The following is a 14010-nucleotide window of genomic DNA, read 5'->3' on the forward strand; positions in this document are numbered from 1 at the left end:
GTAGTCATTCTCCTCCATTCGCTGCTAACCTTTCACGGATCCGCCCATCAGCCCTCTGACGAAATACTTTTGCAGCAGGAAGAAAATCGCCAGCGGCATCAGCATCGAGATGAATGCAGCGGAAGTCAGCAGATGCCAGTCATTGCCCCGTGAGCCGACCAGATCCGCAATCTTCATCGACATGACCTGAACGGAAGGCTGGTTGCCGATAAAGATCAGCGACACCAGATAATCATTCCATACCCAGAGGAACTGGAAGATGCCGATGGAGGCCAGTGCAGGCACGGACAGCGGCAGAATCAGTCTGCTGAATATCGTGAAATGGCTCGCCCCGTCGATAAACGCCGACTCGAACAAGTCCTTGGGCAGCTGGCTGATAAAGTTATACATAAAGTAGGTAACCAGCGGCAAGCCGAAGGCGGTATGCGCCAGCCAGATACCGAGGTAGCTGCCGTTCAGCCCGAGCGCCGTGTAATCCTTCAGCACCGGAATCAGTGCAACCTGAATCGGAATGACCAGCATGGCTATGATGATCACGAATAAGGTTTTGCGGCCCGGAAAACGCAGCCAGGCAAAGGCATAGGCGGCAAAAGAGGCAATCAGCACCGGAATAACTGTAGCCGGAACTGCTATCGTCAGCGTATTCCAGAACGCCTGCGATAAACCTGTGCCCTTCTGCATCGTTTCACTGCCATCGGCTTCCTTGAGTTTATACTCCTTGCCGGACAGCACATTGTTATAGTTGTCGAGCGTCAGATCAGGCGTTGTCTTCCACCCCTGCTCCTGCACATTAATTGTGCGTGCCCGGCGGTTTTCCCAGATCAGGCGGCTGTCGTCTGCCTTCACGCCCGCTTTTAACTGGTCATCGCTGTAGGTCTTGCCGTTTACCTCAATCGGCCCCCGCAGATCCACATCCTTGGACAGCTGCAGGGTCTCGCCTGCCGTCCATTCCTGATGGGGGAATACCTTCCACCAGCCGGTCTGCAGAATATCCGCTGCCGGACGGAAGGAGGAAATAAAGAGCCCCAGTGTCGGAAGCAGCCAGATGAAGCAGATGAAGCCGAGTATAAGGTTAACTACCGTTTTGCTGCCTTTTCTTTTCTTTTTGCCGACCATTAGAATCCCCCCTGCTTGCGGAACTGGCGCAGATTAATCAGAATGACAGGCAATACCGCGATCAGGAGCACAATCGCCAGCGTTGAGCCGTAACCGAAATTACGGTACATGAAGAACTGCCGGTAGAACTGCGTCGCTACTACTTCTGTATCGTATTGACCTCCCGTCATCACCATGACGACGTCAAATATTTTCAATGTAAAGACGATGATCGTTGTAGTTACAGTGAGGATGGTTGAAGAGATGAACGGAATCATAATCCCGAAGAAAATCTTCACCTCACCGGCGCCGTCGACGCGTGCTGCTTCGAGAATATCGTCAGGAACGCCTTTGATTGCTGCAGAAAAGATAACCATTGCAAACCCCGTCTGCATCCAGATCAGGATGATAATAAGGAAGAAATTATTCCAGGGCTGCAGCATACTCGTCCAGGCCTGCGGTTCACCGCCGAAATAAGTGACCATCGCGTTCAGCAGTCCGATCTGCTCATCACCCGGCTGATAATAATAGACAAACTTCCAGATAACGCCTGCGGCGACAAAGGAAATGGCCATTGGCATGAAAATGATCGATTTGGCGATTTTCTCGTAGCTGCTGCGGTCGGCCAGAATGGCAATAAGCAGCCCGAAACAGACACAGGCCAGCGTGCCGACAAACACCCACAGCAGATTGTTACGCAGGGCCGTAGCCATCAAGTGGTCGCTGAAGATCGCGGCATAGTTGCTGAGTCCCACGAATTTCTCTGAAGAAGCGTTGAAAAAACTTAAGTATAGGGTCCGCAGCGCGGGCAGGATTAACAGCCAGCCGAGGATAATGACCGCAGGTCCGATAAAAATATAGGGAAGCACTTTTCTGCGGATATGATCAGGGTACTGTTCAACTGCCCAGGTCAGGGTGTAGTAGATCAGATAAACACCCAGCACGCCCCACAGCACCGCCAGAACGGCAGTCAGGAGCGGATTAAGCGTGGAATCACGGAAAAACATGAAGATCAGCCCGTTGACAACGATGTTCGCGAGCAGCACGCCGAGTGATAGCAGCACCGCCCTGGCGCTGATTCTCTGCTTGGCCTGCGTACCCGTAACCCCGGGCTTCGGCTTTAATTGTGCATCCATAGTAGCTCCTCCTATAAGTTTTGCGCGGCAAAACTTGCTTCGTAAGCATACGCTTGGTTTTGCGCAGCAAAACTCTTTTCGTAAGCGGTCAAACATATAAAAAGAGGGGCAGGATGTATTCACAGCAGTCTGCCCCTCTTCCAATCCATGGCGTGCCTGAGATTCGCCTGCCTTACCTTGTACTCTTAGTTGTTCCAGCCGGACTGAATCTGTTCCAGTGCCTGATCCAGCGTAGCTGTACCGCTCACGTAGTCCGTCATGCCTTTCCAGAACGTTCCTGCGCCCACCTTACCCGGCATGAGGTCGGAGCCGTCGAACCGCAGGGTCGAAGCATCCTGTACCAGCTTCGCCATCCGGCGGTCGGACTCGGATTGGTACCAGTCGAGCGAAGCGTCATTCATTGGAGCGATTACGCCGCCTGATTGTACCCAGCTCTTGATCGATTCGCCTGTGGTGAAGAATTCCATAACCGCACGCACTTCCGGACGGTCATTGAACATTGCATAGATGTCACCGGCTACAAGTACCGGTTTGCCGTACTGCTCATCAATCGGCGGCAGGTAGAACCAGTCGTAGTCTTCATCAACCTTGGCCGTTTCCGGGAAGAAGCTCGTAATAAAGTTTCCGATCAGGTTGAACCAGGCCTTTGGCGGATTCTCGAACATTGGCTTCGGCGCGTCCCCGAAGGCTGTAGTTACAATCGATTTGGTGCCGCCGTATACATAATCTTTGTTAAGCCAGATCTTAGACATAATTTCCACTGCGTTTTTCACTTCTGGAGAAGTAAACGGCAGCTCGCCGCTGACCCACTTGTCATAATTCTCCGGTGTTGTCGTACGCAGCATGATATTTTCGATCCAGTCCGTTGCCGGCCAGCCTGTAGCTGCACCGCTCTCAATGCCGATCGCCCATGCCGGATCGCCATCCTTGGCAATCTGCTCCGTGAGCGCCATCAGCTCATCCCAGGTCTGTGGAACCGTATAACCTGCTTCATCAAACTGCTTCTTCGGATACCAGACCAGACTCTTCACATTGCTGCGGTTCCAGATTCCGGCCATGATCTTGCCGTCTTTTCCGTCCATGGTGGACATGTCAAGCCAGCTCTGATTGTAATTGCCCTTGAGCTTCTCCTGATCAAGCACACCGGTCAGGTCCACCACCTTGCCGGTTTTGGCAATGGAGGCGAGCAGGCCCGGCTGCGGGAAATCAGCGATATCCGGCGCGTTGCCGCCATCAACCCGGATGTTGATCGTAGCTTCAAACTCTTTCGAGCCTTCATATTGAATATCAATGCCGGTTTTTTCTTCGAATTCTTTGATACTGCTCTCAAACTTCACTTGGTCGGCATCCACAAATGGCCCGAACATCGTTACTTTGGTTCCTTTATATTCACCTTTCATCGCTAATTCCAGCGGGCTTCCGGTTGCCGTGCCTTCCGCATTATTCGTCGATGGCTGGTTGTTATCAGTAGCTGGTGTTTCCGTTGCGGCCGGCGGATCGGTTGGTGCAGCAGCATTATTGTTGTTATTTCCGCCGCATCCGCTCAGCATCATGGTGAAGGATAAACACAGAATCATAGCGAGTGACAGTTTACGTCCTGGTGCTTTCTTCATTTTTTCATACATCCCCTTATAATTGTATTAGAGACTGCATTTTATCTGCCTGTTTCCGGGAATCTCCCTCGTCCGCCCGCTGATCCACCTCCTTGCAAAGCTTTTCAAAAATGGGTTCACAGCCTGATTTCACCTAAATATGCTCATCACCGAGACTTAAATATAACGCTTACATTTCCATATTATCATATAATGTATGCGTTTCCAACTATCACCCCGCATAATTAGTCCTTTTTTTTATTTCAATATTTAAATTTAGTAGTGAACTGTAGAAATTCCCCTTAAGGTGTCGGAACAAACCGGCATTAAGTACTGTTAAATCAGGCTTTATTGCAGTGATCCTTACGGGTTGGACATCTGAAAAGCTTTTCATAATAGAATGGAAACGTCCTTGCCATCCTTATGCAAAGACAGCGGCGTTTCATCATACAGACCGGCATCAGCTTATTTCTCCCGGGAGGATTCTCTCACAATTAGCTTATGCTCCATTTTTTCTTTCATTACAGCAACACTGCCGGTAGTCAGCAATTCATGCAGCTTCTCGGCAGCACGGTAGCCAAGCTGGTAGATCGGTTGAGCGATGGTCGTCAGTTTGGGAATAAACATGCCGGACATCCGCAAATTATCAAATCCGATTACGGATACCTGCCCCGGTACCAGGATATTGCGGTCCTTGAGATAAGAGATCGTCCCCATAGCGAACTCATCAGCCACACAGAAGACAGCAGTAAGCTCCGGGTAATCACTGAACAGCTCATGCGATGCCTGATAGGCATGCTCAAAGCGGTGGTTTGCGTACTTGATCTTCTCCACATTCTGCTCCAGCCCGAATTCCGTAAGCGCTCTGACAAACCCGGCAACTCGCGGCGGGCCGGATACCGAATTATCGTGATTGAAGCCGATCATGCCGATTTCCTTGTGTCCCAGCTCGATAAGGAATTTCACGGCCTCGTAAGCCGCCAGCTCATCATCCACCTCTACAGATGGAACCTCGTATTCATCAGAATGCGACGACACCAGCACAAAAGGAATTCTGCAATCCACCAGCTTCTCATAATACTCCGGATAGAGCACATCACTGGCGAACACGATCCCATCCACCTGCTTCTCATGGAAAGTATCAATATAGGACAGCATCCGCTCCTTGTCACGGTCGGTATTGCAGATCATCAGGCTGTAACCGAGCTTAATGCAGGCATCCTGCATCCCGCGGATCACTCCTGCAAAATACAGGTTCTCAATATCGGGAATGAGCAGGCCAAGTGTAAAAGACTTCTTGTAAATTAACCCGCGCGCAAACGCATTGGGCTGATACTTCAGCTCCTTAATGGCCTCAATGACCCTGTTGCGCTTGCCTGGTACTACCGTCTCCGGCGCATTCATAACACGGGATACGGTACTGATCGACACCTCCGCTAATCTGGCGACATCTTTAATTGTTGGTTTCATAGACGTAACTTCCTTTTTTAGAAAAGCTTTTCAAAGCGATTATAGCAAGGCCTCAGTAAATTGACAATAGAATTTATTAACCGCTTACATTTTATTTTTTGAGGCTTATAAAGCTATTTCAATGCTCATTCTCTTGAGTAGAGCTGCAATTTTTATAGACCAAGCCCTTCCTCTCTGAAAAGCTTCTCAAATTAGCTTCTGCAGCTGCCCTAGCCGCATCTGAACGAAAAAGGCCCTCACTGAGGGAAGCCTTCTGTAGTTCCTGAGGCGGAACAGTGCGGCTGGCTGAAAGATCGGTTTGGGTTGTCGTGGCTTGCTAGGTTGAGCTGGCGGTTGCTTAGCTAACCTCCCTTGATCTCAGTAGTTGGAATTTCTCCAACTACTTTTCTCTCGTCGGGTCCCGGTCAGAGCTTAATTGGATTTCCTCCAACTATTTCCTTTACTATGGATCAAAATCAGCAGATTACAGGCATTTAGCTGGAGGAATTCCACCTATATTCTGCTTTTAGGCGAAAATGGATGAATTAGTTGGAGGATTTCCCACTAGGTTTTTTGCGGGAAAGTCCAGTCCTTCTGATAAGCCAGTCCATCCGCCGCAGGACTATCCATAGATCATACGCCATAACCTTCAGTTCCAAAACTGTATTATAGACCTCATTCTTCTCTCCTCGCTTTGTTATTGCAATGTTTCTTCACAGCTTATGTCGTTGTCTCATTATCACCATATCTCCTTCTCTCAGCTGGCTTCCTCCTGGCTTCCTCCTGGCTTCCTCCTGGCTTCTCATTCCTTACTCACTTCCCGACGGACATGAGCTTACTTAAAGTGTGTAAATAATATTATTTCATGTTATAATTGCCGGGTAGATCAATTCATAGCTGCAAATACTGCTGTAAGATGCTTAAGCCTATAACTTGGAGGGATTATTGTGAAACAACTGCGGGACATTCCCATTTCCGTGCTGGATCTCGCTCCGATTGTGGAGGGCGGAACAGCTGCGGATTCACTGCATAACACATTAGATTTAGCACGCCATGCCGAAGGTTGGGGCTATCACCGCTATTGGCTGGCGGAACATCATAATATGACCGGAATTGCCAGCTCGGCTACCTCTGTCGTTATCGGGCATGTAGCTGCCGGAACCAAGAGCATCCGTGTGGGTTCCGGGGGCATCATGCTTAGCAACCATGCACCGCTCATGATCGCTGAGCAGTTCGGAACACTGGAATCCCTGTTTCCGGGACGTATTGATCTCGGGCTTGGCCGTGCACCCGGCTCTGACCAGGCGGCTGCAAGAGCACTGCGGCGCGGCCTCGGCAGTGACGGCAGCGAATTTCCTGAGCAGCTGAGTGAGCTCAGAGCCTACTTCGATCCGAACGGCGCGGGTTCACGTCCGCTCGGGGTGCGCGCTACACCGGGCGAAGGCTTGAACGTACCGATCTGGCTGCTCGGATCAAGCGGGTTCAGCGCACAGCTTGCGGGTCAGCTGGGCTTGCCGTTTGCTTTTGCCAGCCACTTTGCACCGGATTATCTGCTGCCTGCACTCCATTTGTACCGCAGCAGCTTCAAGCCGTCGGCCACACTCGACAAGCCGCATGTCATGGTTGGTCTAGGAATTACCGCCGCCGACACCACTGGAGCAGCACGCTGGCTGGCCACTTCACAGCAGCAGCAGTTCCTGAACATTATCCGCGGCCGCACCGGCAAGCTCCAGCCACCGGTTGATGACATGGAGAGCCTATGGTCTCCCCAGGAAAAAGCGCTCCTGCTCGATAAGCAGAAATATTCCATTGCCGGAGACAAAGCCTATATCAAGGAGCGTCTCCTGCAGGTGCTGGAGGAAACCGGGGCGGATGAATGGATTATTGCCTCGCAGATTTATGACCATACAGCACGGTTACGTTCCTACGAGCTGGTAGCTGAGCTAATCAAGGACAACTAAAACGAATTTCCGCTTGAATCATTAGCAAGGAGATTACCGGGGGATAGGGAACTATCACTTTCTTCCGGATAATCTCCTTGTTTTTTGTGTTTTGTTCTTAATAAAAAACCTTGGTTTCCGATATAACCAAAGAAATAATTAGAAAACTGAAGCTATCACCTGATATTACCCTGAAAGTATATATATATTGCCCATTTTCAAGGATTTAAGGTGCTCCTATCGTTTTTGTTTATTTAAATTATTGATTATACTGTAATTATTCGTTATAACGAACATACATATGACCATACTATCTATAAGTACTGTTTCAATAGGCTGTAACACCTCAACATAGTAGTCCTCCAAAATACCACTTATATCGACAAGGTATGGGGAAACAGCATAGATCCGGCGGATTCTTGTCGGGCTGTGCGGGGGCAGCGTTGCTTTCCAGAAGAAAGGGGCGGAGGAAAGTGAAGAAAAGATATCATATGACCATAATTGGCGCCTACATTCTAATTGTTCTGATCGGCGTTATCTGGCATGCCGGAGGTGTAAGTGCAGAGGACACGATTAAACTCACTGTCAATTCGCATACTAAAAGTACCGCCATTATGAGTAATATGCAGCCGGGAGACAAGAGTGCCTCAGAATATACGGTTATTAACGAAGGGTCAGAGCCGTTTGATTACTTTGTAGACTTCGAATTTCTCTCCGGAGACGTGGAATTGTACAATATTCTGCAAATGACGCTGCAAAAAGGGGGAGTAATCCTCTATTCCGGAGTGATGAGCCATGCGGAGGGCCGTGTAGCTATAGGATCACTCCCCGGTGGCGGAACGGAAGCGATTCAAATGGATGTAGTATTTCCCGCCGAGGCGGGCAATGAGTTCCAGGGGAAGAAGGTTGGCGTTGCCTTTAACTTCACTGCCTCCGCTTCACCGCAGCCGTCAACGGAACCTAGCCCTACACCTTCCGCTTCTGCTTCACCAGGGCCATCCAATGGAGCCAGTCCGACGCCTTCCAGTTCCGCTTCACCGGAGCCGTCAAGCAGCCCTAGCCCTGCACCGACATATACCTCCATCCCTGGCGGTTCGCAGCCACCGTCGTCATCGCCTGCTCCGTCAGCAACCTCGGCTGTGACAGCTACACCAGGGACAGATGAAGTTACTTTTACTGATGCACCTGTTCCACTCGGTGGCGACAATGCTCAAGCAACGCCTTCTCCGGGCTCAGGAAGCATAGCTGCCGGCAGTTCGCCTACTCCGTCTTCTGATCCCGGGGTGACGGTGGACGATGACGAGCTCCCGCTCTCCCCACCGGACGGCGCCGATAAACTGCCCGATACGGCAGAACCGTGGTATAACCTGATCTTAATCAGTATGGCGGTAGCGATCCTCAGCATCATCGTGCTGCGCAGACTGAATTCGAAGAAATAAGCCTAAGGGCTGAAGGTCGGAGGAGAGAGTATGAGGATGCGTTCCGGGGTAGCTTTTGCCGTGAAGCTGATCTTCCTGCTCTCTCTCTGTGTGCTGGTGTATTCTGCCGTGCAAATCTTCAAAGCGCCCGTGGAAGCCCGTCATGCCCTGGAGGATTGGGCGAAAAAGAGGGAGGAAGCTCCCCGCCTGATCGTCCCGGAAGATGAAACTCCGCTTCCCGCCGGTATGATCAGCCTTCCCGGGCAACCGGACGATTCCAGCGCCAGCACCGGCACCAGCCAATCCGGTACCACCTATACGGAGGGCGAAGTCATCGGAGAGATCTATTTTCCATCGCTGAACAAAAGAGTTGCCATCCTCGAAGGAACACAGCGTCCGCAGCTGAAGAGAGGGGCCGGACACTACACGGGAAGCGCAGTAGTGGGCACAAGCGGCAACAGCGTGCTGGCCGGTCATCGCGATACAGTGTTCCGCGGCCTCGGCAGCCTCAAAGAACATGATCTTATCGAGGTAGAGACGGTAGACGGCAAGTTCGTGTATGAGGTTACAGGCAGTACGATTGTAGATGGCGAAGAGCGGGGGGCCATTAAAGAGAGCAATACACCTATCCTTACGCTAATCACCTGCTATCCGTTCAGCTATGTCGGCTCAGCGCCGGAACGCTATTTGCTATCCGCCTCACTGATCCGCCGGGAGCCGCTGCTTCAGGAACAGAATTGAGATTTTTCTTAAGCAGCAGGACCTGCAAAAGATGAGTCCCCGCACAGAACATGCTAATATAGAACTGCGGCAAAAAGAAGCGGCTGTACCGGCCATCAGCCGGACGGCCTGTTTCTGCGGGAAGGTTCTGGCTTACGGACAGAGAATTCTATACTTACATGTTGTTAGATGAAGAGGAGATGACTTGAATTGAAGGATGAACTGATTAAGCGGTTCGTTTCGTATGCGGAAATAGATACCCAGTCTGATGAAGAGAGCGATACCTGCCCCTCCACTCCCGGTCAGATGGAGCTGGCCCGCAAGCTGGTTTCTGAACTGCAGGAGCTGGGTCTTACGGAAGTGACGGTGGACGAGCATGCCTATGTTATGGCTACCCTGCCTGCGAACAGTGACAAGGATGTTCCAACCATCGGTTTCCTGGCCCACCTGGATACGGCAACCGATTTTACCGGAGCGAATGTGAAGCCGCAAATCATTGAGAACTATGACGGCGGGGATATCGTGCTGAACCCGGAGCTGAATATCGTCCTGTCAACGGACAGCTTCCCGGAGCTGCCTGAATACAAAGGGCATACGCTGATTACAACCGATGGCACCACACTTCTGGGGGCAGACAACAAAGCCGGAATCGCCGAGATCATGACTGCCATGGCCTATCTGCTGGCCCACCCTGAAATCAAACACGGTAAAATCAGAGTCGCCTTTACTCCTGATGAGGAAATCGGACGCGGACCGCATAAGTTCGATGTTGCCGCCTTCGGCGCCTCTTATGCCTACACTGTAGACGGCGGGCCGCTCGGTGAGCTGGAATACGAGAGCTTCAATGCCGCTGCCGCCAAAATCAGCTTCAAGGGCGTGAACGTTCACCCCGGAACCGCAAAGGGCAAAATGGTGCACTCCTCGAAAATCGCTATGGCCTTCCATCTAAGACTGCCTGCGGGTGAAGCACCTGAATTCACAGACGGCTATGAGGGCTTTTACCATCTGATCTCCATGCAGGGCTCGGCGGAGCACAGCAAGCTGGCTTATATTATCCGTGACTTTGACCGCGCGAACTTCGAGAAGCGCAAGGCGAATATCGCCGCTATCGTCGATGAATTCAAATCTACCTACGGCGATGACAATGTGGTGCTGGAAATGAATGACCAGTACTATAATATGCGCGAAAAAATCGAGCCGGTCCGCCATATCGTCGACATCGCCCACGAAGCGATGGTGAGCCTCGGCATCTCGCCGGTGATCCGCCCGATCCGCGGCGGTACGGATGGTTCACAGCTGTCCTATATGGGGCTGCCAACGCCGAACATTTTTACCGGGGGAGAGAACTTCCACGGCAAGTTTGAATACGCCTCAGTCGATGTGATGCTGAAGGCCGTAAACGTAATTGTAGAAATCGCTAGACTGTTTGAGCAAAAAGCCTAGCTGCACGCTTCTCACCGCAGCAGAAGAGGCACAATCTGCAGCGAATACGAAAACCCCCTCTATACTCCCGCCGCTTCGCGGAAGTATAGAGGGGGTTTGTTTGTATATTCTGAAACGGACTGAGGGAGACCTTATATCCGCCTGAAGCTGCATTCCGGAAAGCTAACGGACCCAAATGCACTTATTGACGGCGATTGGCCCGAAATCGGGCTGCCGGAACGGCCATAGCTGAACTATAGTCCGTTAGCTTAAGCCTTAACCGGCAGCCAGCCCGGTGCGTTTGTGATGGCGCCCCAGAGCGGATCAGGGATCACAAGCTCGCCTTGCGCTGCAAGATCCAGTTCCGTCTTAATCTCACCGGTGCGGCCTTCTGCTACCTTCTGCACCCAGTCCGGTTCGATCAGCAGCGGGCGGCCCAGAGCCACCAGATCAATGCCGGTGTCCAGACTCTTCAGTGCATCTTCCGCCGTATACAGTGAACCGACGCCGATGACCGGTACGGCACCGCCGGCACGGTCAACAATCTGTTCAATTCTCGGCCGGCCGTCTTCCGTGCCGCGGCGCGGCAGCGACCACAGCTCCATGAGCGATGCATGCAGATAATCCAGTCCTTCCCCTTTGAGCGCATCAATCAGCGCAAAGGTCTCAGCCATCGTAATTCCCGGTGTTTCCGGTTCCTCCGGGGAGAAGCGGTAGCCGACCAGAAACGGCGAGGAGGCATATTCACTCACGACGCGTTTCACTTCGCGCAGAACGGCGAGCGGGAAGGTCAGGCGCTTCTCGAGGCTTCCGCCCCAGCGGTCTTCGCGGATATTGGAATGCGGGGAGAAGAACTGCTGAACCAGATATCCGTTTGCTCCATGGATTTCCACACCATCGAAGCCAGCAATAATCGCCCGGCGGGTAGCCGCCCCGAAATCGGCGATAATGACTTGAATCTCTTCATCGGTCAGCGTACGCGGCACCGGTCCTTGCCCGCCGCCCGGCAGCTCCGATGGAACACTGCTTGCACTGACAGTCTGGCCATCCGGCAGCAGGTCAGGCGGGCACTGGCGTCCGCCGTGGAAAATCTGCAGCACAGCCTTGGCTCCCTCACCCTTAATAGCATCCGCCAGCTCGCGCAGGCTTGGAATCAGCTCATCACTGTCGGCACCGAATTCACCGGGGAAGCCTTTCCCGCTCCGGCTCACATACACACAGGCCGTGATGACCATGCCGACGCCTTTGGAGCGGCGGATATAATAATCAATTTCCGGCTTAGAGACCGTGCCATCTTCATTGGAAGAGAAGTTGGTCATCGGGGCCATAACCACCCGGTTTTTCAGTGTAATTCCATTTTTGAAGCCGTAGGAGTCCAGCAGCGGACTGTAATTGGATTGCGTCATGTCTAATTCCCTCCATTATTATTATCTATATAGTATGCGGCAGGCACCGTTCAGCAGTGAACACCAAGCAGAGCCCCGCAATTACTCAGCTTCAGCTGCATCCTTCCAGATCACTTTGTTTCCGTAGTTTTTGCCCCAGTCATACATCATGCGCAGGACAGGCAGCAGGCTCTGCCCGTATTCTGTCAAAGAATATTCTACTCTCGGAGGGACCTCGGCATACACCTTCCTCAGCACAAGCTGGTCTTCCTCCAGCTCACGAAGCTGATTGGTCAGCATTTTTTGCGTAATATGGGGAATCAGCTTTTTCAGCTCGCTGAAGCGTTTGGTTCCTTCAAGGCCCAGATGCCATAGGATAATCAGCTTCCATTTCCCGCCGATAACGGCGAGTGTAAGCTCCTTCTCACAATTGATTTCCTTCAAATTGATACGGTCCTTAATATCCGTTGCCAAGAGATGCGTCCTCCTTTCGTCCTTTACCATCATACTACAAAACACCCGGGCGCCGCACATCCCCAGCAGGAGCCCGGACCATCACAAAACAGCCTGCCCGGAAACCCGGACAGGCTGTTTTGTGATGTTATTCAAGATTAGCATGCTTGCCGAACATCTGGCTGGTTGTCTGGCCGGTCCATTCCATCAGCTGCAGAATGACCGCATCATAGAACAGCAGCAGTGTCTGTTCGAACAGGGACGCCATGGGCTGGATGGTGGCCCGCTCCCCGCCGGCCTCCTTGGCAACACCCGGCAGCTTCACCGTGTAATCGGCCAGACTGCCGAGAGTAGACTCCGGCGCTATTGTTACCAAGGCAACCGCAGCGCCGAGCGCCCGGGCTCTCTCCGCCATGGCGATCAGGCTTTTCGTTTCTCCGGAGCCGGAGCCGAGGACCAGTACGTCTCCGGCCTCAATGCCCGGGGTCACGGTTTCACCGACCACATAAGCCGCCCGGCCGGCATGCATCAGCCGCATGGCGAACGCCCGGCCCATCAGCCCGGAGCGGCCTGCGCCAGCCACAAAAATCTTACCGGAACGCTGCAGCAGCCCGGCGAACGCCTCAGCCCCGCCGGCATCCAGCTGCGCAGCCGAACGCTCCAGCTCCTTCACGATCTCCTGCGCGTAGCTCACTGTATCCATAGGAGCATTAGGCCTGGCTGACGAGACGCTTCATTTCGGCTGCCGCTGACCTTTGATCGCTTTCACCGGTAATGCCCCCGCCGACGATGACAAGATCTGGACCGGCTGCAATAACTTCCGGCAGTGTGCTCAGCTTGATGCCGCCGGCAATCGCCGTCTTGGCCTGTTTGACGACACCCTTGATCGCCTGCAAATCAGCAAAGGAGTTTTTGCCCTCAGCCTGATGGTCATAACCGGAGTGAACGCAGACATAATCTACACCAAGTGCGTCTACCTCAGCAGCCCGGCCGGCAACATCCTTCACGTTGATCAGGTCGACCAGAATCGCACGTCCGCTTTTTTTCGCTTCCTCAACAGCACCTTTAATAGTCGAGTCATCAGACACACCAAGTACAGTCACGATATCCGCTCCCGCTTCAGCCGCCTTCATGACTTCATACCCGCCTGCATCCATGATTTTCAGATCCGCAAGCACAGTCAGTGCGGGAAAAGCGTCCTTAATCGCTCTAACTGCATGCAATCCCTCATTAATGACAATCGGCGTGCCGATTTCCACCACATCAATAAATTCTGCCACCTCCGAGACGATTTCCTTAGCTCCGGCGATATCGACAAGATCGAGCGCTAACTGCAATTTCATATATAAATGCTCCTTTTCAATATATTTTTGTAAGTGCTGCACTAAGTGTAAGTTCAA

At 52.2% G+C, this 14010-nt stretch carries 12 protein-coding genes and 1 pseudogene; 5 read left to right on the plus strand and 8 right to left on the minus strand.

Annotation, left to right across the window (positions count from 1 at the left end; all coding sequences use genetic code 11):
• Positions 1 to 24 precede the first annotated feature (24 nt).
• The 4 genes from QU597_RS27570 to QU597_RS27585 all read right to left on the minus strand — a co-directional run bounded on the left by QU597_RS27570 (position 25) and on the right by QU597_RS27585 (position 5293).
• Complete coding sequence (locus QU597_RS27570) at positions 25 to 1116, minus strand: carbohydrate ABC transporter permease (protein WP_310830667.1); 1092 nt, start codon at positions 1114 to 1116, stop codon at positions 25 to 27.
• Entirely contained in the window at positions 1116 to 2231 is a 1116-nt protein-coding gene (locus QU597_RS27575) for a carbohydrate ABC transporter permease (RefSeq protein WP_310830668.1), read from the minus strand. Before QU597_RS27575 ends, QU597_RS27570 begins: the two co-directional genes overlap by 1 nt.
• Positions 2232 to 2416: 185 nt before the next feature.
• Positions 2417 to 3844 (minus strand): ABC transporter substrate-binding protein, encoded by a 1428-nt coding sequence (locus QU597_RS27580; RefSeq protein WP_310830669.1) that lies wholly within the window; start codon positions 3842 to 3844, stop codon positions 2417 to 2419.
• Between the two features lie 444 nt (positions 3845 to 4288).
• Entirely contained in the window at positions 4289 to 5293 is a 1005-nt protein-coding gene (locus tag QU597_RS27585) for a LacI family DNA-binding transcriptional regulator (protein ID WP_310830670.1), read from the minus strand.
• Between the two features lie 264 nt (positions 5294 to 5557).
• Between QU597_RS27585 and QU597_RS27590 the strand changes: the two are divergent.
• The 5 genes and pseudogenes from QU597_RS27590 to pepT form a co-directional block, all read left to right on the plus strand.
• A pseudogene (locus tag QU597_RS27590) lies at positions 5558 to 5638 on the plus strand (VOC family protein); the annotation flags it as partial.
• Between the two features lie 581 nt (positions 5639 to 6219).
• Positions 6220 to 7233, plus strand: coding sequence for an LLM class flavin-dependent oxidoreductase (locus QU597_RS27595; protein ID WP_310830671.1), 1014 nt, complete (start codon positions 6220 to 6222; stop codon positions 7231 to 7233).
• 452 nt (positions 7234 to 7685) lie between these two features.
• Complete coding sequence (locus QU597_RS27600) at positions 7686 to 8651, plus strand: hypothetical protein (RefSeq protein ID WP_310830672.1); 966 nt, start codon at positions 7686 to 7688, stop codon at positions 8649 to 8651.
• Between the two features lie 30 nt (positions 8652 to 8681).
• Positions 8682 to 9371, plus strand: a complete 690-nt coding sequence (srtD, locus tag QU597_RS27605; RefSeq protein ID WP_310830673.1) for a class D sortase, LPxTATN-specific — start codon at positions 8682 to 8684, stop codon at positions 9369 to 9371.
• Positions 9372 to 9560: 189 nt separating this feature from the next.
• Positions 9561 to 10793, plus strand: a complete 1233-nt coding sequence (gene pepT / locus QU597_RS27610; protein WP_310830674.1) for a peptidase T — start codon at positions 9561 to 9563, stop codon at positions 10791 to 10793.
• A 248-nt stretch (positions 10794 to 11041) separates the two neighbouring features.
• On the opposite strand, the gene QU597_RS27615 is transcribed toward pepT, so the two are convergent.
• The 4 genes from QU597_RS27615 to hxlA all read right to left on the minus strand — a co-directional run bounded on the left by QU597_RS27615 (position 11042) and on the right by hxlA (position 13953).
• Complete coding sequence (locus QU597_RS27615) at positions 11042 to 12178, minus strand: NADH-dependent flavin oxidoreductase (RefSeq protein WP_310830675.1); 1137 nt, start codon at positions 12176 to 12178, stop codon at positions 11042 to 11044.
• An 81-nt stretch (positions 12179 to 12259) separates the two neighbouring features.
• Positions 12260 to 12661, minus strand: coding sequence for a winged helix-turn-helix transcriptional regulator (locus QU597_RS27620; protein ID WP_370656287.1), 402 nt, complete (start codon positions 12659 to 12661; stop codon positions 12260 to 12262).
• A gap of 97 nt (positions 12662 to 12758) precedes the next feature.
• The gene (hxlB, locus tag QU597_RS27625) at positions 12759 to 13313 is read right to left on the minus strand and encodes a 6-phospho-3-hexuloisomerase (protein WP_310830677.1); all 555 of its coding nucleotides are present in this window, start codon (positions 13311 to 13313) and stop codon (positions 12759 to 12761) included.
• Between the two features lie 7 nt (positions 13314 to 13320).
• Entirely contained in the window at positions 13321 to 13953 is a 633-nt protein-coding gene (gene hxlA / locus QU597_RS27630; protein ID WP_310830678.1) for a 3-hexulose-6-phosphate synthase, read from the minus strand.
• Positions 13954 to 14010 lie beyond the last annotated feature (57 nt).

Source organism: Paenibacillus pedocola, from assembly GCF_031599675.1.
GTDB lineage: Bacteria > Bacillota > Bacilli > Paenibacillales > Paenibacillaceae > Paenibacillus_AQ > Paenibacillus_AQ pedocola.